A 24,190-nucleotide genomic window follows, 5' to 3' on the forward strand; every position below is an offset into this window, starting at 1 on the left:
AAAGGAAGATATGGTATGCAATTAAACAGTCTTGGTTTTCCCCGTATCGGGCGTCGTCGTGAACTGAAATTTGCCCTCGAAAAATACTGGCGTGGTGAGAGCACTCAAGCTGAACTGCATGAGGTGGCCAAGGAGTTACGTCGTACCCATTGGCAATGGCAAGTGGCCGCAGGGATCGAGCAAGTGCCAGTGGGTGATTTTGCCTTTTACGATCAAGTGTTAACCCTAAGTGCGACCCTTAACGCCATCCCTGATCGACACCGCGGCGAGGGCGCTATCGATCTTGATACCTTATTCCGCGTTGCCCGTGGCCGTGCGCCAACTGGCACCGATGCGCCAGCCTCTGAAATGACTAAGTATTTCAACACTAACTATCACTACTTAGTGCCAGAGCTTAAGCAAGACCAAGTGTTCTCTATCGCCTATGAGCAGTTTTTTGATGAAGTGGCCGAGGCACAGGCGCTGGGTTATCAAGCCAAGCCCGTGTTGTTAGGTCCTGTGAGTTACTTGTATCTGGCCAAAACCGTGGGTCAGGATTTCGATAAACTCAGCCTATTGCCCAATCTGTTAAAGGCCTATGCCGACATTCTTGCGCGTTTTGCCACGCAGGGCGTGACTTGGGTACAGCTTGAAGAACCTATTCTGGCGCTTGAATTAACCGTCGATTGGCAAGCGGCGATTAGCGAAGCTTATCAAGCGCTTAAAACGGCTCAAGTGAAGATTTTACTCACTAGCTACTATGGCAGCATTAGTCATCATCAGGCGCTGGTTTCCGCGCTGCCAGTGGCGGGGCTGCACCTCGATTTAGTGACAGCTCCTGAACAATTGGCCTTGTTTGCCAATGCCTTAAGAGCAGATCAAATTCTCTCTGCAGGCGTAGTAAATGGTCGCAACGTGTGGGCGGCAGAGGTTGACCTGATTGTCGAGCGTATCGGCAGTGTTGCCAGAGACTTAGGTGCGCGCCTATGGATTGGCTCTTCCTGTTCACTGCTTCACAGCCCTGTGGATTTAGAGGTGGAGACAACGCTCACGCCAGCACTACGTCAACAGCTTGCGTTTGCTAAGCAAAAGCTGTTGGAACTGGCTAATGTGCGCCAATTGTTACAGGCTCCTGAGTCTGTCGCCGCCAAAGAGATAGTTAACACTTGTTTGGCACGTCGTGAGGCTAAAGCACTGGCGGCGGATGCAAAAGTCATCGCCCGTGTGGCTGCGCTGACCCAAGCCGACTATGAACGTGTGAGCGAATTTACTGAGCGCCAAGCGGTACAGCAGCGCAAGTATCGTTTGCCATTACTGCCCACGACCACAATTGGCTCATTCCCACAAACGCCTGCTATCCGTGGCTTACGTAGCCGCTGGCGCAAAGGGGAGCTAAGCGATGCCCAATATACCGAGCAGTTGCAGCAAGTGACCCGCGATACCATCGACCGCCAACTTAAACTCGGTATCGATGTGCTAGTACACGGTGAGGCCGAGCGTAATGACATGGTGGAATACTTCGGCGAGCAGCTCGAAGGCGTGGGCTTTACCAAAAATGGTTGGGTGCAGAGTTATGGTTCTCGCTGCGTTAAGCCGCCATTGATTTATGGTGATGTAAGCCGCCCGAAAGCGATGACGGTAGAGTGGGCCGAATTCGCCCAAAGCCTGACGGACAAACCGGTCAAAGGTATGTTAACGGGTCCGGTGACGATTCTACATTGGTCGTTTGCCCGTGAAGATATCAGCCGCGATACCATTGCCACCCAATTGGCGCTGGCTATTCGTGATGAAGTGGTGGATTTACAAAATGCAGGCATTGGCATTATCCAAATTGATGAACCTGCCTTCCGCGAAGGTCTGCCATTAAAGCAGAGCGAGTGGCAAGCTTACTTAGATTGGGCGGTGAATGCCTTTAAACTGAGTGCGGCAGGTGTTGTGGATGAAACTCAAATCCACACCCATATGTGTTACAGCGAGTTTAACGACACGATTGCAGCTATTGCCGCCATGGATGCGGATGTGATTACCATCGAGACCTCGCGTTCACGCATGGAACTGCTTAACGCCTTTGAAGATTTTGAATATCCAAATGAAATTGGCCCAGGCGTTTACGATATCCACTCGCCAAATACGCCAAGTGTTGAGGCCATGGTGCACCTTATCGAAAAAGCGGCGCAAAAAGTGCCTGTGCGCCAACTCTGGGTTAACCCCGATTGCGGCCTTAAGACCCGCACTTGGGATGAGGTAGAACCCGCGTTGAAGAACATGGTCGATGCGACCCGTGAACTGCGTCGCCGCCTTGGCTAAGCGCGTGTAATATCCGCAATTAATGCCTCTTTGGCATAGCGTAAAAAACAGGGATACCTTAGGTATCCCTGTTTTTTATTGGCGATTTGAAAAGGCATATTTGAATGCGCACTTGAGCCTACTGTTTAATGGCGCTTATTCACTGAATTGCGCTTATTCGTTAAACATCATCTCGGGGACATGCTCAGGTACCACCAATTCGCCTGCGGTGAGCTTAATAATCTCCTCGACACTCACGCCGGGCGCACGTTCGAGCAAATGAAATTTGCCTTCTTTGATTTCGATAAAGGCCAGATCCGTCAGCACTTTTTTGATGCAACCCTTACCCGTTAGCGGCAGGGTGCACTCGGTTAATAATTTAGATTCACCGTGCTTTGAGGCGTGGGTCATGGTCACAATGATATTGTCGGCGCCGGCGACAAGATCCATGGCGCCGCCCATGCCCTTAATCAGTTTGCCCGGGATCATATAGGAGGCGATATTGCCCTGAGTGTCGACCTCAAAGGCGCCTAATACGGTGAGATCCACATGGCCGCCGCGGATCATTGCAAAGGACTCGGCCGAGTCGAAGAGGGCGGCGCCCCTTGCCATAGTCACTGTTTGCTTGCCGGCATTGATTAAGTCGGCATCGACCTCTTCCATCGTCGGAAAAGGCCCCATCCCTAACAGGCCATTTTCGGATTGCAGCATCACTTCAATGCCTTCGGGAATATAGTTGGCCACCAGTGTGGGGATACCAATGCCGAGATTCACGTAATAGCCATCTTTGAGTTCTTGGGCGACGCGCTGGGCGAGTTGTTCTCTTGAAAGTGCCATAACCAAATCCTATTTGCTGGAGGGGCGGGTGGTTAGTTGTTCGATACGTTTCTCAAAGCTGCCTTGGATAAGTCGGTCGACATAGATGCCGGGCGTATGGATTTCATCGGGATCTAATTGACCCGGCTCGACAATTTCCTCCACCTCCACCACGGTTATCTTGCCCGCTGTGGCGGCAAGGGGATTGAAGTTACGGGCGGTTCTGCGAAAGACTAAATTGCCGAAGGTGTCGGCCTTCCAGGCTTTGACTATGGCAAAGTCGCCTGTAATGGATTCTTCAAGAATGTAATGGCGACCATTGAATTCTTTGACTTCTTTACCTATTGCGACGTCAGTGCCATAGCCTGTTGCGGTATAAAAAGCCGGAATGCCCGCGCCCGCCGCCCGCATTTTTTCCGCCAGCGTGCCCTGCGGTGTGAGTTCAACTTCCAGTTCGCCAGACATCATCTGCGCCTCGAAGTTGGCATTTTCACCCACATAGGAGGCGATCATTTTTTTGATCTGTTTATCGAGCAGTAAGATCCCAAGCCCGTATTCCGTGGTGCCGCAGTTATTGGAGACGACGGTCAGGTTTTTGGTGCCCTTGTGTTTGATTTCTTTGATGAGATTTTCAGGAATACCGCAAAGGCCAAAGCCGCCCGCAATCACCGTCATCCCATCTTCGAGTCCCGCTAACGCATCGCTGTAGCTGGTAACCACCTTATTCAATCCAGACATGGAGTGCTCTCTTACGCTTGCTGAAAGTGTGGCGCTTACTATTACCCAATTTTTCGAGCGCTCCTATGGTACTAAGGTGCCAAATAAAACCGCGGCCAATTGCCATATTCTAATGGTATTGAGTCTGGGGGCATTGAGGATGTGCGTCCCGCCATGATGTGTTCAAGGCATGGATAAAGGACTGTGACTGGATTTTAAAGCATCGGGAGACAAGCAATATGGCGGTTGAACACACAAGCTTAAAAGGCAAGGTAGGGCTGATCACCGGCTCCACCAGTGGAATAGGTTTAGCAACGGCCCATGTGCTGGCGGAGCAAGGTTGTCATCTGATCCTGCACGGGTTAATGCCAGAGGCCGAGGGGCGGCGCCTCGCGGCGGAGTTTGCCGAGCAATATCATATTCACACTTTCTTCAGTAACGCCGATCTGCGGGATCCCGAGAGCATTCATGCCTTTATGGACGCGGGAGTAAAGGCATTGGGCACTATTGATATTTTGGTGAATAACGCCGGTATTCAACACACTGAAAATGTTGCGCATTTCCCGATTGATAAATGGAACGACATTATCGCCATTAACCTATCCTCGGCATTTCATACCATTCAACAAGCCGTGCCTGCGATGGCCGAAAAGCGTTGGGGCCGCATTATCAATATCGCCTCGGTGCATGGCTTAGTGGCCTCGGTCAACAAGGCGGCCTATTGTGCGGCTAAACACGGGATTGTCGGCTTAACCAAAGTCGTGGCTATCGAGTGCGCCGAGCAGGGAATTACCGTCAATGCGATTTGCCCTGGCTGGGTGGATACGCCGCTGATCAACAAACAGATTGAGGCCATCGCCAGTAATAAGGGCTTAAGTTACGACGAGGCTAAATATCAACTCGTCACGGCAAAACAACCCCTGCCAGAGATGCTAGACCCACGTCAGATTGGCGAATTTGTGCTGTTTTTATGTAGCAGTGCGGCGCGGGGAATTACGGGCGCATCGCTGGCCATGGACGGCGCCTGGACCGCGCAATAGGTTAACGCAATCGTTTTTAGCTCAACAGGTTAGTATTACTTTAGCGTCTACTTCTAAAGACCCATATCCGTTTTAAGGCGATTCACCTAGGTTTAGTTTGATGTCTATTTTCAAACAAAAATAACCTTAAAGGTGATAACAATGAAATGGAACAAATCGTGTCTCGTCGCCCAATTTCTACTCCTTGTAATTGGGCTTTTTTCATCTCTGACGTACGCCGGAAGTTGGCAACAGAATGTGGCCATTGGTGGTTTTAACAAAGTACATATCTACACTCCGGATACTGACGCTAAGGTGGGCGACGGTAAGGCCTTGATGTTAGTGCTGCATGGCTGCGTGCAACCCATCAACAACTATCTCACGGCCAATCTTGAACAGGCCGCAGAGGCTCACGGTATGGTCATTGCCGTACCCGATGCGATGAATAAGGCGGGCTACAGCTGTTGGTCCTATTGGCAGGGCAGCATTAATCGGACATCGGGGGATTATAAAAATCTGATTAATTTAGCCAATGCCTTGTCGGGTGATGTAAACCGTCATATCGACCCGACTCAGGTGTATATTGCGGGGCTGTCCTCGGGCGCGGCGATGGCAATGCAAACTGCCTGCGTGGCACCCGATGTGTTTGCTGGGGTGGCCTCAAGCGCGGGGCCAAGCATAGGGACGAGTTCGAATGGGGCGATCTCTACCTGTGAAACCGTCTCCACATCCACCTTCAAATCACGCTGTGAATCCTACGCGGGTAGCTACAAGAGTTATTTAGGGACTCAGTTAGCCGTGATTGGCCATGGCAAGGCCGACACAACGGTCAACACTTGCTATAACCAGCAGAATGCCGATGGTTTTGCCACCGTTTATGGTGTGACTAAGCTAAGCGGAACCAATGCATTATCTGAGGGCGCTGGACATACGGCATCGGAAACCCTGTGGAGCAACAAACGGGTGGCAATGTTGTGGTTCGATGGCTTAGACCATTCATGGTCAGGTGGGGCGGGCGCATCGGGGGATTATGTCGCCGACGACAGCATTAACTTTGCCACCTATTTAGGGAAGTTTTTCGCTGATAATAACCAAAGGGTAAACCGTAATGCCTTGCCTACCCTTGCCAATGTCACTGGCGCGGATAACGCGGGCGTGCTGACTGTTTCTGGCATGGCTAATGATAGCGATGGGTATGTCGCGCAGGTAACTATGGGCATTTATTTGCTCGACGGTGCGGGCCAAAGCCTGATCGGCAATGTGAGTACCACAAGCCTTGGTAGCGACGGTAGTTTTCAGCTATCTAGCCAGAGCTTGAGTGATGGCCTGTACAAGCTGGTGGTACAAGCAAGTGATGATGTGTCTGCGCTTAGCGCGCCAGTGGAGTTAACCGTACGTGTTGGGCCTGAGCCTGCGAATGCTGCGCCAGTACTGAGTAATATTCAGGTGAGTGTTTCAGGACAATGCGCATCGGTGACAGGCTCGGTTATCGATGCAAACCAAAATTTAGCCTCGGTGACCGTTGGTTTTAGTTCTGGTCAGCAAGTCAGCGCGAGCATTAATGGCACTCAATATAGCGCTCAAGGTTGTAATTTACCGGGCGGTGCGAATCTTGCGACCGTGATTGCGATGGATAGCACGCAACTCTCTAGCCAAGACAGCATTAACTTTACTATCGATGCGGGCGTGACGGGGGATTACAACACCCATATTAATCTTGGTCATATCACTTGGGGTGTAGGTTATTCCGCCTGTTATCTTGCCTTCGGTACAGGGCAATTTACCATGCGCGAATATGCGGTGGGCAGCTCGCAATGTCAGTGGGTTGCCGATGGCAATACTAGCTGCGCGGGGCCTTCGCAGGCATGTACTGGTAGCACAGGTGGCACCACTGAGCCTACAGATAGCGACAGCGATGGCATAAGTGACAGCATAGATAACTGCCCCAATGTCGCTAATGCGGATCAGGCGGATAACGATGGTGATGGTATCGGCAATGCGTGCGATACCACGCCTAATGGAGATACTTATCAATGTACCCAAGTCACGGCGACAAACTATGCCCATGTCACGGCGGGGCGCGCGACCAGCAGTGGCGGTTATGCCTACGCTAAAGGGTCGGGTCAATTAATGGGGCTTTATAACACCTTCTATAGCAGTACTTTGGCCAATACTGCCGCCAATTACTATGTGGTTGGTAGCTGTCCTAACTAAGTGAAAAGGTTGATTAGGTGAAAGCCCTAACTGGGTGAGCTCGGCTTGATAACAAAGGCGAACCTTATGGTTCGCCTTTTCGCATTGGCTTGGGTGGATGACGGGAGCGACTACTGACAGCAAATAGCGCATTATCCTGTAAATTCTAAGCAATGCCCTGCATAGCACTATTCAGCGAAAGCCGTCTTAAATGATAAGATAGGCGCCAGAATTTTTATGAGGTGAAAACTCACCTAGTGAAGACGTGGCAATTTTGACCTAACGCGCCGCGTGATGAATGCGGTTATTCGATGTATTTATTTGATTATGTTAGGTGTATTTCTATTCTGTCGTCCTAAATGGGGCGTACACCCTTATAGATTTGAGCATTACTGGAGACAAAACTCATGACAAACGCGAATGTGGATGCCACGCAGTTAACGACTAAGCCATCAGAAGATGGTTTTTACATGCCCGCCGAATGGGCGGCGCAGCAAGCCGTATGGATGATTTGGCCATATCGTCCTGATAACTGGCGCTCTGCAGGTGCTTATGCTCAAGCGACCTTTGCTAAGGTGGCCGATGCCATTGGTGGGGCAACTCCCGTTTATATGGGTGTACCTCAGGCCTTTGTAGCAGAAGCTCAAAAAGTGATGCCTTCCCACGTGACTCTAGTCGAAATCGACAGTAACGACTGCTGGGCTCGCGACACTGGACCTACTGTGGTGGTTAATGCCGAGGGCGAATGCCGTGGTGTGGATTGGGGCTTCAATGCTTGGGGTGGTCACAATGGCGGTCTGTATTTCCCATGGGATAAGGACGAACAGGTTGCCGCACAAATGCTCAAGCAACATGGTTTTGCTCGTTATAGTGCACCGCTGATCCTCGAAGGTGGCTCCATCCACGTCGATGGTGAAGGCACCTGTATGACCACGGCCGAATGTTTACTTAACGCCAACCGTAACCCAGACCTGACGAAAGAGCAGATCGAAGCCTTACTGCGTGACTATTTGAATGTTAAGCAGTTTATCTGGTTGGAAGAGGGCGTTTATATGGACGAAACCGACGGACATATCGACAACATGTGTTGTTTTGCGCGCCCTGGTGAAGTGATCCTGCACTGGACCGACGATGAAACCGATCCACAATACCCACGCTCGAAAGCCGCGTTGGACGTGTTGCAAAACACAGTTGACGCCCAAGGTCGCAAGTTAAAAATTCACCTGCTGCCACAACCGGGTCCTCTGTATTGCACCGAAGAAGAATCAAGAGGCGTGACAGAAGGCACTGGCGTACCGCGCACTGCGGGCGAGCGCTTAGCGGGCTCTTATGTGAACTTTTTAATCACTAACGACCGTATCGTCTTCCCACTGCTTGACCCTGCAACCGACGATATCGCTGCGCAAAAACTGCAGGAGATTTTCCCTGAGCACAAGATTGTGGGTGTGCCCGCGCGGGAGATTTTATTAGGTGGCGGCAATATCCATTGTATTACCCAGCAGATCCCTTCTGGAAAGTAAGTACACCAAGGAGAACAGTATGACGCTTGATGTCACTGTTATTGCACCACAATTGGTTTTCTGCGGGAGGGCGTAAAATGTTTGAAGTGACTGAAGTTTCCATTGCCGAGCTGCGTGAAGCGCTCGAATCCGGCCGCACGACTGCGGTTGAGTTGGTGAAATCCTATTTGGCTCGAGTGGCGGCTTACGATGGCCCTGCCACTGAGACTAAGCTGAATGCGTTAGTGGTGCACAATCCCGATGCGCTGAAAGAAGCCGAGGCTTCCGATGCGCGCCGTGCCCGTGGCGAAACCTTAAGCCCGCTCGATGGTATTCCTTACACCGCTAAGGACAGCTATTTAGTGAAGGGATTGACGGCGGCGTCTGGCAGCCCAGCATTTAAAGATTTAGTGGCCCAGTATGATGCCTTTGCCGTCGAGCGCCTTCGCGCCGCGGGTGCTATTTGCTTAGGCAAAACCAATATGCCACCGATGGCGAATGGCGGCATGCAGCGTGGTCACTATGGCCGCGCCGAAAGCCCCTACAATGCGAACTATCTGACGGCGCCCTTTGCCTCGGGCTCATCCAACGGAGCGGGTACTGGAACAGCGGCAAGCTACTCGGCGTTCGGTCTTGCCGAAGAGACTTGGTCGAGTGGCCGTGGCCCTGCATCCAACAACGGTTTGTGTGCCTATACGCCATCTCGCGGGGTAATTTCGGTGCGCGGCAACTGGCCATTAACCCCAACCATGGACGTGGTAGTGCCTTATACCCGCACTATGGCGGATATGCTCGAAGTGCTCGATGTGATTGTGGCCGATGACCCTATCACCCGTGGCGACCTCTGGCGCCTGCAACCTTGGGTGCAAATTCCTAAAGCGTCTAGCGTTCGTCCAGAATCCTATCTGGCACTCGCCGCCTGCGCCGACACCCTTAAGGGTAAGCGTTTTGGCGTTCCGCGCATGTACATCAACAAAGATGAACTAGCTGGTACCAGCGAAAACCCAGGTATCGGTGGACCAACGGGCCAACGTATCCATACTCGCCAATCGGTGATCGATTTGTGGGAAGCGGCGCGTAAAGCCCTAGAAGCTGCCGGTGCGGAAGTGATTGAAGTTGATTTTCCGCTGGTGTCTAACTGTGAAGGCGACCGCCCCGGCGCGCCGACCGTGTTTAACCGTGGCATAGTGACGCCCCAATTCCTCCATGATGAATTATGGGAACTCTCGGGTTGGGCGTTCGATGAATTCCTGCGGGCGAACAACGACCCTAAACTTAACAAGCTTGAAGATGTGGTGGGACATTTGATATTCCCCCATGACCTCGGCACCTTGCCAAACCGTGAGGGTGATTTAGCGGCGGGCATGGAAGAGTATGTCAACATGGCCAAACGCGGCTTGAAATCCTATGACCAGATCGACAGTATTCCCGATGGCCTGCGTGGTTTAGAGAAGACCCGTAAGCTGGATCTCGAAGACTGGATGGACGAACTTAAGCTGGATGCCGTGCTGTTCCCGACCGTGGCCGATGTCGGCCCCGCCGATGCCCATGTGAATCCGGCCTCCGCCGATATCGCTTGGAGTAATGGGGTTTGGGTGGCAAACGGTAACCTTGCGATTCGCCATTTAGGCGTGCCGACTGTGACTGTGCCAATGGGCGTAATGGCCGATATTGGCATGCCAGTGGGATTAACCTTCGCGGGTCGTGCCTACGATGATAACAACCTGCTTAAGTTTGCCGGCGCGTTCGAGTCGACGGGTAATAAGCGTATGATTCCGCCGCGTACACCGCCGCTGAGTCAATAAGCTCTAAGTCGTAAGGCTGAGAAATCCAACACGGGATGGGTAACAATACCCATCCCGTTTTTTTCGCGTTAATCTCTCATGCGTTATTTATCAAACCTATTCCAGCGTTAGGATTCTACTTTTACCATGTACCGCACTATCGAACTCATGCCTTTTGGTGTACTCAGAGCTAAAGGAAGGTCCAAAGTTTGGCAAACCTAATTGTCGATTCCCTACCTCGGGGGAGACTTTCAACTGGTTATTCATGGTGATGTTAATGGACCTTCGGCCAGTCAACGCACGGCCCTCACATTACTTATCGAGCCAAGTGAGACGTTGCGCGATGAAATAGCGACTAAAGTGGTCGAGTTTATTCACGCTTGTAATATCGTGCCTGTTGAGTTCAAGGTTGAGGTTGCCACTGTATGGTCATTGCTCACTCCTGAGCTGATTGAGGTTCACACTAGTCACGAGTACGCCTATGGTGAGGGTGAATTGGGAACTAATGCTATATCAATTGGTTACCTTACACCTTGGACGAATGAACAATTAATCCAAGTGCCATTCTTAAATGGAAAAATTGGCGTGATTTATAGCGAGTAATTTGGGGTGCAGTTGTATTTTTTAATTATGTCCTCCCGTTAATTGCTACTTAAAAAATAAGCACCTACAAACATATCTTGGGTGTAGGTGCTTCGAGGGAGAGTTTGAATGGGCCAGCTAGCGAGAGGTCGCGGTTATGGGCTCAGCTAAAAACGCGGCAATCATACGGTAGGTCGCAAGGCATTCCTCCGAAACCAAATCCTGCAGCAGCATATAGGCGTGGATCATGTCTTCAAATTGATGGTGCTGCACCTTCACGCCAGCCGCCGTTAAGGCGTTAGCATAGGCAATGCCTTCATCCCGCAATGGGTCACAGCCTGCGGTAAATATCAAGGTGCTGGGCAGTTTGGCGTTGAACTCGCCATGTAAGGGGGAAGCTTGTTTGACTCGCTCGGCATCCTTAGCCACTTCTTGAAAATACTGTTCGAAGTACCATTGCACCCTAGGGGTTTCGAGCAAGAAACCTGCGCCATTACTCTGATAGGAAGCGCTCGCCATGGTGTAATCCACGCTGGGATACACCAAGATCTGCTTGGCGATATTAAGCCTGTTGTCGCTTAGGCTACGTTGGCTAAGGCTAGTGCATAGCGCGCCACCGGCACTGTCGCCCATGATGCTAACACCTTGTTGATATTGCACCTCAGTCAACACGCTTTGATAGTGGCGCAGGGCGTATTCGCAGTCTTCAAGTCCCGCCGGATAGGGATGTTCGGGCGCGAGGCGATACTCCACACTGATCACCACACACTGAGCTATGCTGGCAAGGTGACGACAGATAGGGTCGTACAGCTCCACACTGCCGCACATATGGCCGCCGCCGTGAAAATGTAACACTACGGGCAGGGCTTTGTTCGGTGCTGGGCTGTAAACTCGACAACCAATTTCCCTGTCGCCATGCTGCGCATCCTTCACTTGCCATGCCTTATCGGCGATATAACTTACCTCAGGTTTAGCGCTCATCAGGGCCGCGAGTTTGTTCAAGTTTTCCCGCAGCAGCTGTGGACTGTATTGAATATTTTGCTGTTTCGCGAGGGCGATATTCTGGTTTGCTAACTCAAGAAAATTCGTCAGCTTTGCTGAAGCGGTACCGCGTGGGGAAACTTGCATGCTTACTCCTTAGCTTGTCCGGTTTCGGGGAGAAAATAGCTGCCAACAAACACTGTGGCGCTTAACAGGGTGATCAGCACAAACGAGGCGAAGTAACTGCCTTGGTTGATATCCACTAGCTTGCCAAACAGCCATAACACTAAGGTCGAAATCAGATAGCTGATGGACCAAAACAGGCTAAAAATTACCGTGATTTTTTGACTGGTCATCTTAGGTAGCTCGTGGGGAATCGAGACTAAAGCGGTGACGGGTAAAAAGATGCAAAAGCCTAAGACGATGGCGCACAGGGTTTGCAGCCAAGGCGCCGAGCCAAAGGATAGCCCTAACACAGTCAAGAAAATCAGCAGGCCGCTGAGGCGAATAATCGGCAGGCGCAGTGGCTGTTTACGGCTATAGAGTATCCCCGCTATGGTGCCGACAATCCCAAAGCCAATCACCCACTTACTCTGGCTGATGCCCGCCAGTGGATAAAAGGTAAATAGGCAAATATAAAAGGATAATAATCCCGAGTAGGTGAGGGCATAGGCCCAGTTAAAGCCGTCTTTTAAGCCATCGAGATAGGAGTATGAGGTGATGGCATCTTGCTGTGCATTGGCTTGATGGCTGGGGGCTTGTTCAAACTTTACCAATAACCACAGCAGCGCCAGTACCAGACTGGCCAGGGAAAACACCAACAGGCTTTGTTGCCAACCGCCGCTGATGGCATTGATGCTCGGCATGCCCCAAAGCACGATAGCCGTGCCCACATTAAAGGCAACCGCGTTTAATCCATTGATCACAGGGCGCTCTTCTGGGGCGAACCAGTGCATCACAATCGGGTTGAAATAGACAATCATAAAGGCGCCGCCCAGCCCCATTAAAAAGCGGCTCACCAGCAGTAACTCATAGTTTGGGGCGTAGGGTGTCATGACGCCCGTGACTATCAATAATGCCGCGACTAAAAACGCATATTTCACCCCAAATTTGAGGGTGAGATAGGCCGCAGCAAAGGTGCCGACAATTTTGGCTAAGGTAACTGCACCGCTCAATAAACTGGCGGAGGCATAACTTTCGATATGCATCGAGGCCATGATGTTATTCATACTCGCGGTGCCGCCAACCCATGCCATTGCAAATAAGACGTAACTGGTAAAAACCAAGCCTTCTACGAGATATTTATGGGTAATTTTTATCGGCATAGTTGTTTAAAACCTCGAGTCAATATTGGCCGTAGGTTAGCCGATGGGGGGGGATAAATAAGTACTACCTTAGTGCACCGTGCTGTTATCAAGTATTTAACAATTTGTTTGTCTAGTGTAGTTTGGCTGGGTGTATACAGGTTGATTGGGGAATATCTTGCTGGCGTGGTTGTCTGTTGATACTTGGTGGATCAGTGTTATATCGATTGCCTATTTGGCTGTGCTGTTTATTGTCGCCCAATGGGGGCAAAATCAGGCGATAGATCAATGGCGTAAACGGCCTTGGGTGTACAGTTTATCCTTGGGGGTGTGTTGTACTTCGTGGGCGTTTTACGGCACGGTTGGGCAAGCGGCTACCACGGGTGCTTGGTTAGCGCCCATCTACATAGGTTCGATAATCTGTCTCGTGCTGGCGTGGCCTATGTTGATGCGCACGCTGCAGATCATCAAAAGCCAAAACCTGACCTCGATTGCCGACTTTATCGCCTGCCGCTTTGACCGCTCGCCTAAAATTGCCGCCAGTGTTGCCATGGTGTCCCTCTTTGGCACTATTCCCTATATCGCGCTGCAGCTGAGGGCGATAAGTACCAGTTTCGATCTTTTAACGGGTACTTTTCAGTCTGGGATAAGCACGGCGTTTATCGTTACTATCGTGTTGATTATCTTTAGTATCTTATTCGGTACTCGGCAGCTTTCGGCCAGTAATCAAAATCAAGGCTTGGTACTGGCGATTGCCTTTAGCTCAATCGTAAAGCTGTTTGCGCTCACCACGGTTGGGTTGTTCGCGACTTTCTATGTGTTTGATGGTTTCAGTGATTTGCTCGCTCGGGGTCAGCATTTACCGCCGAGTTCTGAGGGGAATTCACTCTATTTTGTGCTGTCACAAATTCTGCTGGGCGCCATTACCATCTATGCGCTGCCACAGGAATTCCACATGATGATGATTGAAAATCATCATGCCAAAGAGTTAAAAGCCGCCCGTTGGATGGTGCCGCTGTATCTGCTGCTGATTAATGCCTTTGTATTGCCTATCGCGCTTGCGGGGCAGATTAGCTTTCCCGGCGGCAGTGTCGATGCCGACACCTATGTGCTGACCTTACCACTCTTCTATCAGCAGGCTTGGCTGGGGGTCTTGGTGTATATTGGCGGCCTTGCGGCGGCAACGGCTATGGTGATTGTGGCGGCGATTGTACTCAGCACCATGATTTCGACCGAGATTTTGACCCCGCTGCTGCTGAGATTGCCGAAATTTAGCTCGCAACAGACGCCGCAGCTCGCGGGGATATTGCTCAATTTACGGCGGATATCGATAGCGGCGATTCTGCTATCGGCCTTTGCCTTCGAGCGTTATATCGATCAGCAGAATCACTTGGCCAGCATTGGCTTATTATCCTTTGTGCTACTGTCGCAGTTCTTTCCCGCCGCCGTAGGGGCGCTCTATTGGCGCCGCGCCACCACCCAAGGTGCCTTTTGGGGCATGTTGATGGGCAGTTTAGTCTGGCTTTATACCTTGCTGCTGCCCGCGACCTTCCCCGATGCTCTCTGGGTCACTCAAGGGTTGTTGAATATTCCATGGCTAACCCCAACCGCGCTATTTGGTCTAACAGGGCTGGATAATATCAGCCACGGCCTACTGTATAGTTTGCTTGCGAACGTCGGTTGTTTTGTGCTGATTTCGTTGCTGAAAGAGCAGAGTGTGGGGGAAGTGCTTCAAGCCGATGTGTTTGTTAACCGCAAACAGGTGGCGCTGGAACGGCACCTCTCGGTTGAGGATCTGGCGAGCCTATTACACCGCTTTATCAATAAGGAAGAAGCCGACGCCCTGCTGGCTAGGGCGAAGGTACTTGGTTCTGAATTGCAATTAGCCACACGGCGCGAGGAGCTGGTGGATTACACCCGCCTTAAGTTGTCGGGGGTGTTAGGGTCTGCCTCGACGCGGATGGTGATGAATGCCGCCTCACGCTCGCAGCAGGTGCCGCTGGAGGATGTGGTCAGCATAGTCGATGAGGCCAACCAGATCTTCGAGTTTAACCGCGAACTGCTGCAATCTGGGGTCGAAAATATCGAACAGGGCATTAGCGTGGTCGATGCCGATATGCGTTTGGTTGCATGGAACAAACGTTATATTGAGTTGCTTGATTATCCTAAAGATTTGGTAAAAGCTGGCATACCGATAGAGAAGCTGCTGAGGTTTAATATCGAGCGCGGCATCATTGTAGGCGATGAGGCTCATGAGCTGGTGGAAAAGCGCCTTGCCCATATGCGTAGCGGTAGTCCACATCATTTTCTGCGCACTATGCTCGATGGCAAAGTGCTGGAAATCCGTGGTCAAGCCATGCCTGGTGGTGGCTTTGTAAGTACTTTTACCGATATTACCGACCATATTCAGGCCGAAAAAGCCCTGCAACTGGCTAACGAAACCCTCGAAAAGCGGGTCGAAAGCCGCACAAGGGAGCTCGCTAAAGCCAAGGCCGAAGCAGAGGCGGCCAATAGCAGTAAGACGCGGTTTTTAGCGGCGGCGAGCCACGATTTAATGCAGCCCTTTAACGCACTTACCCTGTTTACCGAGATGCTTAAACAGCGGGTGACGTCGACCGAACTCAAGGATCTCGCCACCCATATTGAAGCCTCCTTAAATGTGGTGGAGAGCCTGTTATCCGATCTGGTAGAAATCTCCCGCCTCGATAGCAGTAGCCTTAAAACTGAGCAGAGCCAGTTTGCGCTCAACGATTTACTCTCGACCTTAGTGAATGAATTTAAAGTGCTTTCCGCCGAGCAGGGCATCGATTTTTCCTATCAGTTTTCCTCCTGCCTAGTGCAAAGCGACCAACGTTTACTGCGACGGATTATTCAAAACTTCCTCTCCAATGCGTTCCATTATTCCCCAGCTGGCGCGGTGAATCGGCAAACGCAGCTGCCGCTCAATGCCAGCGCGGCTCTGCCTAAGCTATCGCAAGCCGATTTTGTGGCTAAGGTGCTGCTGGGGGTGAGGCGGCTCGAACATAGCCTGCTAATTCAAGTGTGGGACAATGGCCCGGGCATACCTCAAGATAAACAGCAGGCGATTTTCGGCGAGTTTGAGCGCCTCGAACAAACGCGGGAGATCCCGGGGCTTGGGCTGGGGCTGGCGATTTGCGATCGCATCGCTAAGTTACTCGGGCTTAAGATTAGCTTGCACTCAGAGGTGGGTAAGGGCACCTGTTTTAGTGTTGAAGTGCCGCGCGTCTTCGCCCAAGCCAAACCGAGTAATGTGGTTAAGCTACGCAGCGAAGAGGAAGGCGTAAACGATAGCTTTAATATTAGCGTGTTAGTCATAGATAACGATGAGTTAATGCTAAAGGCCATTTCCTCATTGCTGTTAGGCTGGGGCTGCCATGTACTCACTGCTCGAGATAAAGCCAGTGCCGAGCAGCAACTGGCGCAGCAGGTGTTGCCGAAGCTTATCATTGCCGATTACCACTTAGATGATGACCAAAACGGTGTCGATCTGGTGCAAAGCTTGCTCACTCATCCTGTGTTTAGCGGCCAGCGTCCGACCTGCATTATCTGCTCGGCAGATCCGTCTGAGTCCGTGCGGCAACACACCAGCAGCGCGCAGTTCAGTTTTGTGCGTAAACCCGTTAAAGCCACCGCCTTAAAACGATTGATTAAGCAATTGTCTTAACTCTGCACTATCGTGGTTCTGGCTTAATAAATACGGATAAAAAAAACAGTGGTTTAGTGCCACTGTTTTTCTTTAATTCTCAATTCTGGGAGTGGTTCAAGTTACGTTAGGCGCTGATAGGCGGTTTATCGTTGCTGGTTATCATCAGCTGCTGGAAGACTAATCCCGCCTGAGTGCGGTTGTAGACTTCGAGTTTGACTAGTATCGCCGACACGTGTTTTTTAACCGTGGTCTCTTTAATATCAAGATCATAGGCGATCTGTTTGTTTAAGCGTCCATTGGCAATGCTGGCCAGTACTGTGTACTGCTGCGGGGTTAATTGCGCCAGTTGCTTCGCTAAACGTTGATGCTCGGCAGCGGTTTGCTGATCGATATTGATATCTGTGTGTTCCGGTAGCCAGACTTCCCCTTCGAGCACTGTGGCAATTGCAGTGGAGATCTGGGTTAAGCTGGCAGATTTCGGGATAAACGCACTGGCGCCAAAATTAATGGCCTTACGAATAATCTCGGGCTGATCATCGGAGGAAACCATGATCACCGCGATATCGGGAAAATGATTCTGCAGTAGGGTTAAGCCGGTAAAGCCCTCATTTCCGGGCATATGTAAATCGAGAAAGATCAGTTCAATATCAGGATTATTCTCAACGAGCGTAATTAATTCTTGAAAGTTTTCCGCTTCCAATACTTCCGCTGTATTCACATTCTTGAGAACAGCTTGCGTTAAGGCTGTACGAAATAATGGATGATCATCAGCAATGGCGACTTTTATCTGAGACATAATCCGTTCCCTTTATTTTTTTAACCCAGTTTAATCATATTGGAAATTAATGCTAGATAATATTTAAAGCCGTTAAATTAATAACCGACTCATGGGAGTCGGTTATTATTATGCGTCAATAACATTATATTCTAGAAATTATAGCCAACGGTGAGAGAGATTGTCTCTGGATCGCCATAATAACCAATTAATGTATTGTCACCGCCTAAACCTGGAATATATCCGCCATTACCATCTGGGGTGACGAAGGCATAGTTACCGACCAGATATTCTTCGTTAGTGACGTTTTTCCAATGCAGACCCGCGTGCCAATGGCCGTCGTTGCTGTACCAGTTTAAGCCGAGGTTGAGCAGGCCATAACCGTCTTGGCTCAACAGGTTATTTACTACAGCTAAGTCATAGTCGCTGCGATAGTAGTAGTTACCGTTGGCCACAAAGCTGCCGATATCCGTGTCGATATTGTAGCTAAATCCAACGTTTGCCGTGGTATCAGGGGTGTTAGTGATAGTGTAAGTATCGCTGATATCGATGCGGTTTCCATCGCTATCGTAGGAGATGACTTCCTCGAAGCTGGCATCGATTAAGCCCAGAGTCGCAAACAGATTCAATGACTCTGTCGCTGCGTATTCCACTTCGAGTTCTAGACCCGTGGCGGTCGATTTACCAATGTTGCCTAGACGTTGGTTAAGATCGGACGCGTTTTCACCGGGTAATACGGTCACGAACTGCCTGTCTTTATGGTCTAAGTAGAAGGCGGTTGCGTTAACTCGCAGTCTGTCAAACCATTCACTCTTCATACCCAGTTCATAGGAATCAACGACTTCTGGGTCTACTGCGGGTTCAGGACCCGTTGCCCTTGGGTTAAAGGTGCCCGACTTAAAGCCCTGTGAATAGCTGGTAAAGAGCATCATATCGTCGGAGAGCTGATACTCTAAACCTAAGCGCGGATTGAGTTTCGACCAGGTTTCTTCATCATCTAACACCTTAGGAATACTGGCGTTGATGGCATCTTCATCGCGAACATATCCTGGTACCCAGCCTGTTTCGGGGTAAAGCGTCGTAAACATGATGCCGTTATAGACTGTGGCATCCTTCGTTTCGCGGGTATAACGCAAACCGGCGGTCATCGACAATTTATCTGTGATGTCGTAAGTGCCTTGAGCGTAGGCGGCATAGCTTTCACTGTTGTTGCAACCACGAACTTCACGCGTTAGACCACCGTAAACTTTGTAATATTCATACAGGATGGAATCGAACATCCCGCAGGAATCGCCTTTAAAGTAATAAAGGCCTGATACGAGTTTCAAGTTATCGCCGTCGTAGTTAGCTTGGAATTCCTGACTAAATTGCTCGTCATCATAGATAGCGGGAACGTCCAAAATACGCAGACTCGTGTTGTCAAAGTCGATGTTGGTGGGCGAATAGCTCTCGCGGGATGAGGTGACGGATTTTAGTGTCCAGTCATCGTTCAAGCCGTATTCAATGGTCAGCCCCCAACCTTCGGTTTCCACCTTGTTCCAGGTTGGCATACTGGTGTAAGAGTCGTATTTGCTGTCTGGCACTGGGGCATCTGTCAGGACACTGGGGAGCATACGGTAGCCGCCCTTTGAATTCGACTCATCTTTGGTCTTGTCGTAGTTGAGGCGCATAAACAGGTTGTCGGTTGGCGCGTATTCTAAGCTCACACGCCCCGCCATAACATCTTTGTTATAGTTTTCAGTATCTTGACCTGGTATCGCTGAGGTAATGAAGTCACCATAACCATCGCGATTTAAGCTGGCGAAGGCGCCGCCAATATACAGCTTGTCATCAATTAAAGGTAATTGACCCGCTATCTTGTAGTCTTGCTGGTTGTAGCTGCCGACGGTGGCATTGAGGTTTAACTCAGCGTCACCGCTCATCTTCTTAGTCACGTATTTGACCGCGCCGCCGATGGTATTTTTACCATAGAGGGTGCCCTGTGGGCCGCGCAGTACTTCGATACGTTGTACATCGAGGATATCGAGCACCGCGCCCTGTGGGCGGGCGATATACACATCATCGATATAGATACCGACGCCTGGCTCATAGCCCCAGAGCGGATCTTCCTGGCCGACACCGCGAATAAAGGCCGTGAGGGTAGAGTTAGTGCCGCGACTGGATTGCAGCGTGGTGTTGGGTGAAAATTGCTGGATTTCAGTCATCACGCTGATGCCATTTTCCGACAAATCGTCAGCACTGACCGAAGTCACTGCAACTGGTACGTTTTGCAGGCTCTCAATGGACTTACGGGCGGTGACTTCAATGCGTTCTAAGGTGGCTTGCTTCTCCCCGGTGCTATTTTCATCCTCAGCAACAGCATATTGTGCTGCCAATGCAGATGAGATAGCTAAAGCAATGCAACTCATTTTGATAGTATTCTGTTTCATACAGATTTCCCGTTGTAGTATTTATTTTTTAAAGGTTGGTACTTACTACTATTTTTCTGATTCACATTGACTCTATAGTAATTATTTAAAATTTAAATCGGTACTATAGTAGTATGTGTTTTTAACTCATTGTTTTTATTTTTATACCGATACGTTGAATATCGATACTCAGGGTTTATTTATTATTAAACCCTATATTCCCCAAAGATTGATTATTTCTGGCATGCTGCTGATAGGTGCTTTTAGTAAAAAGTCTCCCGTGTTGCCGCCATTTTTAATATCTGGATTAACGGCAATGCCATGGCCCATATTATTTATTTCGACTAACGAAATAAGGTTATTGCCACTCGTATCGGACCAAGTGCTAACACTATAGTCGGCATATTGTTCGACTCTTGGTGTTTTATTCGCTTGGGTCAGTGCGACCCACTGGGCCGAGAGTTGTTTGGCATTTTCAGGATTCACCACCACATCGTTTTGCCCAGTCCACACGGTTAAGGCCGGCCAGTGTTGTTGGTTTGGATGCACCTGTTTGGCAAAACTGACCAGTTCTTCAACAGACTCTGCTGGGCCCTTTTTCATGCAGGAAATGGCTTTGGTCAGGTTGTCAGCGCAGGGGTAAGGCAGGCCTGCGATCACCGCGCCTGCGGTGAATACATCGGGATAATTCACCAGTGCGGCGCTGGCCATGGCGCCACCAGCGGACAGGCCAATCACATAGACGCGCTTCGCCCCAGATTGGGATTGGGCTTTGGCTATCATGTTTTTCAGCGATAGCATCTCGCCGCTATCCACCTGAGTATCCTGCGCTGAAAACCAGTTATAACAACGCTTTACATTGTTCTCAAAACTCTGTTGTGGCACCAGTAAGCTAAACTTTTTCTCTTTGGCAAGGGCGGTTAAACCGCTATTGTTGGCGAGTTCCACGCCATCCTGCACACAGCCGTGCAGCAGCACTACAAGCGCATCTTGGCCTGGGCCTTCGGGCGATAAATAGGAGGCGGTTAACTCACCGGGATTGGCGCCAAATTCGCTAAATGCCTGATACTCACTCTGGGCATAGGCTGGGGTGAATAACAGTGCGCTGAGGCAAGTGGCGATGAGTGTCAATTTGCGCATAGGAGTGCTTCCAAGTTCATGATAGTGAGAACTTGCTGAATTTTGCGGCGCCTGACAATGGCACTTTAGTTCCAGAGCCTGATTACCCTTTTATGCTGCTGGTACAAATACGTCAGGTAAAACTCGAATATACCCGTCAATAAGGCCTAACTGCTAATGTGCATCCGAGGTTGGCGGTGTATTTGACCCTCCTAGGTTGCCCCAATCACCTGTATCTAAGTATCTTGCGAGCAAACCTGTCAGGTTCAGTCTGATGGTGGCGTGGATATTTTGATGGGCGAAGTAGTCATTGCGCATTCAAACTCAACCATAGGCGCCTAAACTTCGCGCTGCCTGTGATGGGCGGTTTCATGTTCATTCACCTTATTCCTTGGGGTTCCATTTTCTGGGCAGTAACCTTCCAGTTATTTTTCTCGCTCCAAAGCGTACTCACCAGTACAGTTTTTCCATCTTTCTCCCCTTCGATGAGTTACACGATGAAGAAAACGATGATTACGCTGGCAGCGCTGGGCACCTTGGCACTGGGCGGCTGGAAATACTGGCAGGGACAACAATGGGTCACGACCGACAATGCGTATGTCAAAGCAGACGTAACGCTGGTTTCCCCAGAAGTCAGCGGCCGAGTCACCAAGCTGTTTGTGCGCGACAACCAGTGGGTGAACGCTGGCGATCCACTGTTTCAGATTGATGACCAGGACTATCAGGCGAACGTCAACATCTCTCAGGCGGCCATTGCGGTTGCTCAGTCTGCGCTGGCCAACAATGCCTCACGAATGCAGTTGCAACAGGTCAGTATTGAACAGGCCAAAACGGCGATAGAAGCCGCGAGCGCCAATGCACAATTTCAACATTCAGAACGCCAGCGCTTTCAGAAACTTTTGCGCTCCGCATCGGTAAGCCAGACCGCCTTTGATAACCAGAACACCAAAGCGATCAACGCGCAAGCGACGCTGAAAAATGCTCGGTTAGCCCTTGATGCCGCCCATCAGCAGCTCAATACGCTGGCCGCTGAACGCGAACAACTTGGCGCTCAGCTCAATCAGGCGCAGTCCAAACTGGCATTGAATACCATTGCGTTACAGCGCACCGTAGTCAAAGCGCCGGTGGACGGTTTCATCGCCAATCGCCAGGTGCAGGAGGGCAAGTTTGTGCAGCCGGGCATGGGGACCATCACACTGGTGCCAGAAACTGTGTGGCTGAACGCCAACTTTAAAGAGACGCAGCTCAGTCACCTAATCGCAGGTCAGGCAGTTCATGTGCGAATCGATATGTATCCCGATATTGTGCTCGAAGGCCGGGTTGACTCGATCACGCCTGCCACTGGCGCTCAGTTCAGCATGATTCCACCGCAAAACGCCACGGGAAACTTCGTTAAGGTGGTGCAGCGCGTGCCCGTCAAAATCACCCTGACACTGCCTGAATCACTCAAAGGCCGAGTTTATCCCGGCTTATCTGCGGTGGTCAGTATCGCACTCGGTCAATAAGGTAGCAGGAGAATGACCATGCAACGCAAAGGTTGGCTAATCGCCCTCATTCTGTTGGCCATGTTACCCGTAGGGATCGGCTCGGCACTGTTCAAAGCACTCGCCGCAGAGATGGCCGCCAGCAACGGATTATCCGGTGATGAACAGAGTTACCTCAATATCGCGTTTTCCGCTGCACAGCTGGTCGCGTTACTGGCCGCCCCGTTTACTGTTCGCCACTTCACGGTCACTCGCACCTTGCGTGCCAGCTTGCTAATGGCCGCTCTGTGCCAGATGGTTTTCGCTTTTACCCACCAATCACCCTGGCTGCATGGCGCAACTTGGGTCCTCTTGGGCTTCTGCGTCAGTATCATCACGCTGACGATTAACCTGCTGATTTTGGATCAATACGGCTATCGCGCCATGACACTTTTCACTGCGTTGGTGCTGACTTGCTCAACCCTGCTGCCGCTGGGCGGATACCCTTGGTTCTTAACCTGGCTGGTCACGCAGGTCGAATGGCAGTGGCTTACTTATCCGATCGCCGGGTCATTGTTACTGGCAGCAGCCATCAGTACAAAATTTTCCATTCGTTATCCCTTCGCCCGAACTAAAAAATCGCACTTTCTCGCTTATGCATGCAGCGCATTGGCGCTCACGTTGCTGGTTTACCTGTTGATGCGTGGCAGCTATTACAACTGGTTTGATTATCCGGGATTTGAATATGCGATGCTGGGCGTGATTGTCATTGCGCTGTTGGCCATGTTGTTTATGCAGGCCAGCCAGAACAGCGGCCATACCAGTAGCCGCACACTGCTGACCAACCTGCACAACAATGTCTTTATGTATAACGGCTTTCTTGCCGGATTCGGCGTCACCGCCAGTGGCGCCTTGATGATGTTGTTTCTCACCAACGTGCTGCACTACAGCCATGAAACTGCTGGACAGATACAACTGCCTTCGTTGCTTGCCATGATTGTCGGCATGATGATCAGTGTCGCAGCCAGCAATCAACGGCGCTTTCCAAGTGACATCATTACGCCCATCGGTGTTGTTCTGCTGGTGATTTCGGTGGTGATGTTCAGCCGCTTACCCGCGTATGTCGGGCCGGATCAAGTGCTGCTGCCCATCTGCTTGCGTGGCTTAGGGGGCGGCTTACTCAATGTCTCGGTGACCATCGCCATGTTGGCCCATTTTCGTCCCGAGCAACGCCCCGAAGGCATCAGCGTGTTCTATGTCTGCCGCACATTGGGGGGCTTATTGGGTTCGGCGCTGTTTACCCGCTTGCTGCAGATAACACGCACTGAATCTATGACTGATCTCACTCGTGATATCGGCTCCGAACCAGCCGCATTTTACACCAACTCGACCCAGCAACTGCTGTTATCGCAAGGGCATCTGCCCTCGGCGCCAATCAGCGCATCATTGATGCAACAAACCATCAGCCAGCAAGTGATTGTCTCTGCGCTGGGCAATACCTTTCTGTGGTTCGTTGTCGCGGTTGCGGTGATGGCCCCGGTGATCCTGATTGGGAAGAAGATGGTGAAAAAACAGTCGGAAGCCGCTTAACAACCCGG

General features: G+C 50.7%; 16 protein-coding genes. 9 read left to right on the top strand and 7 right to left on the bottom strand.

All coding sequences use genetic code 11. The annotated features are described in order from the left end of the window. The first annotated feature begins 15 nt into the window (after positions 1-15). Entirely contained in the window at positions 16-2,286 is a 2,271-nt protein-coding gene (gene metE, locus B5P39_RS01345; protein WP_088210176.1) for a 5-methyltetrahydropteroyltriglutamate--homocysteine S-methyltransferase, read from the top strand. A 153-nt stretch (positions 2,287-2,439) separates the two neighbouring features. On the opposite strand, the gene B5P39_RS01350 is transcribed toward metE, so the two are convergent. Then, positions 2,440-3,102, bottom strand: a complete 663-nt coding sequence (locus B5P39_RS01350; RefSeq protein ID WP_011718260.1) for a 3-oxoacid CoA-transferase subunit B — start codon at positions 3,100-3,102, stop codon at positions 2,440-2,442. A 9-nt stretch (positions 3,103-3,111) separates the two neighbouring features. Beyond that, positions 3,112-3,819, bottom strand: a complete 708-nt coding sequence (locus B5P39_RS01355; protein ID WP_088210177.1) for a CoA transferase subunit A — start codon at positions 3,817-3,819, stop codon at positions 3,112-3,114. Between the two features lie 218 nt (positions 3,820-4,037). Here B5P39_RS01355 and B5P39_RS01360 point away from each other — a divergent pair, with 218 nt between their 5' ends. The 5 genes from B5P39_RS01360 (at position 4,038) to B5P39_RS01380 (ending at position 10,896) form a co-directional block, all read left to right on the top strand. Further along, positions 4,038-4,838: a 3-hydroxybutyrate dehydrogenase gene (locus B5P39_RS01360; protein WP_176399834.1), complete on the top strand. Its 801-nt coding sequence runs from the start codon at positions 4,038-4,040 to the stop codon at positions 4,836-4,838. A gap of 141 nt (positions 4,839-4,979) precedes the next feature. Further along, positions 4,980-7,031 carry an extracellular catalytic domain type 1 short-chain-length polyhydroxyalkanoate depolymerase gene (locus tag B5P39_RS01365; protein ID WP_088210179.1) on the top strand — a complete coding sequence of 684 codons (2,052 nt, stop codon included), beginning with the start codon at positions 4,980-4,982 and terminating at the stop codon, positions 7,029-7,031. Positions 7,032-7,417: 386 nt separating this feature from the next. Beyond that, positions 7,418-8,530: an agmatine deiminase gene (gene aguA / locus B5P39_RS01370; RefSeq protein WP_088210180.1), complete on the top strand. Its 1,113-nt coding sequence runs from the start codon at positions 7,418-7,420 to the stop codon at positions 8,528-8,530. A gap of 77 nt (positions 8,531-8,607) precedes the next feature. Next, the gene (locus B5P39_RS01375) at positions 8,608-10,314 is read left to right on the top strand and encodes an amidase (protein ID WP_088210394.1); all 1,707 of its coding nucleotides are present in this window, start codon (positions 8,608-8,610) and stop codon (positions 10,312-10,314) included. Positions 10,315-10,515: 201 nt separating this feature from the next. Then, positions 10,516-10,896 (top strand): hypothetical protein, encoded by a 381-nt coding sequence (locus B5P39_RS01380; RefSeq protein ID WP_088210181.1) that lies wholly within the window; start codon positions 10,516-10,518, stop codon positions 10,894-10,896. Positions 10,897-11,013: 117 nt separating this feature from the next. Here the strand turns inward: B5P39_RS01380 and B5P39_RS01385 are convergent, their stop codons facing one another. Both B5P39_RS01385 and B5P39_RS01390 read right to left on the bottom strand, forming a co-directional pair. Continuing rightward, entirely contained in the window at positions 11,014-12,003 is a 990-nt protein-coding gene (locus B5P39_RS01385; RefSeq protein ID WP_088210182.1) for an alpha/beta hydrolase, read from the bottom strand. Positions 12,004-12,005: 2 nt separating this feature from the next. Beyond that, the gene (locus tag B5P39_RS01390) at positions 12,006-13,181 is read right to left on the bottom strand and encodes an MFS transporter (protein ID WP_088210183.1); all 1,176 of its coding nucleotides are present in this window, start codon (positions 13,179-13,181) and stop codon (positions 12,006-12,008) included. A 145-nt stretch (positions 13,182-13,326) separates the two neighbouring features. Here B5P39_RS01390 and B5P39_RS01395 point away from each other — a divergent pair, with 145 nt between their 5' ends. Next, complete coding sequence (locus B5P39_RS01395) at positions 13,327-16,845, top strand: hybrid sensor histidine kinase/response regulator (protein ID WP_254915666.1); 3,519 nt, start codon at positions 13,327-13,329, stop codon at positions 16,843-16,845. Positions 16,846-16,951: 106 nt separating this feature from the next. Here B5P39_RS01395 and B5P39_RS01400 read toward each other — a convergent pair whose 3' ends face one another. The 3 genes from B5P39_RS01400 to B5P39_RS01410 all read right to left on the bottom strand — a co-directional run bounded on the left by B5P39_RS01400 (position 16,952) and on the right by B5P39_RS01410 (position 21,150). Continuing rightward, positions 16,952-17,623 carry a response regulator transcription factor gene (locus B5P39_RS01400; RefSeq protein ID WP_088210185.1) on the bottom strand — a complete coding sequence of 224 codons (672 nt, stop codon included), beginning with the start codon at positions 17,621-17,623 and terminating at the stop codon, positions 16,952-16,954. 131 nt (positions 17,624-17,754) lie between these two features. After that, a complete protein-coding gene (locus B5P39_RS01405) occupies positions 17,755-20,031 on the bottom strand; it encodes a TonB-dependent receptor (protein ID WP_088210186.1) in 2,277 nt (758 codons plus the stop codon). A gap of 192 nt (positions 20,032-20,223) precedes the next feature. Then, entirely contained in the window at positions 20,224-21,150 is a 927-nt protein-coding gene (locus B5P39_RS01410; protein ID WP_088210187.1) for an extracellular catalytic domain type 1 short-chain-length polyhydroxyalkanoate depolymerase, read from the bottom strand. Positions 21,151-21,500: 350 nt separating this feature from the next. Here B5P39_RS01410 and B5P39_RS01415 point away from each other — a divergent pair, with 350 nt between their 5' ends. Both B5P39_RS01415 and B5P39_RS01420 read left to right on the top strand, forming a co-directional pair. After that, positions 21,501-22,634: an HlyD family secretion protein gene (locus B5P39_RS01415; protein WP_254915667.1), complete on the top strand. Its 1,134-nt coding sequence runs from the start codon at positions 21,501-21,503 to the stop codon at positions 22,632-22,634. A gap of 18 nt (positions 22,635-22,652) precedes the next feature. Next, positions 22,653-24,182: an MFS transporter gene (locus B5P39_RS01420; RefSeq protein ID WP_088210189.1), complete on the top strand. Its 1,530-nt coding sequence runs from the start codon at positions 22,653-22,655 to the stop codon at positions 24,180-24,182. Positions 24,183-24,190: the final 8 nt, after the last annotated feature.

The organism is Shewanella sp. Shew256 (genome assembly GCF_002196695.1).
Lineage (GTDB): Bacteria > Pseudomonadota > Gammaproteobacteria > Enterobacterales > Shewanellaceae > Shewanella > Shewanella mangrovisoli.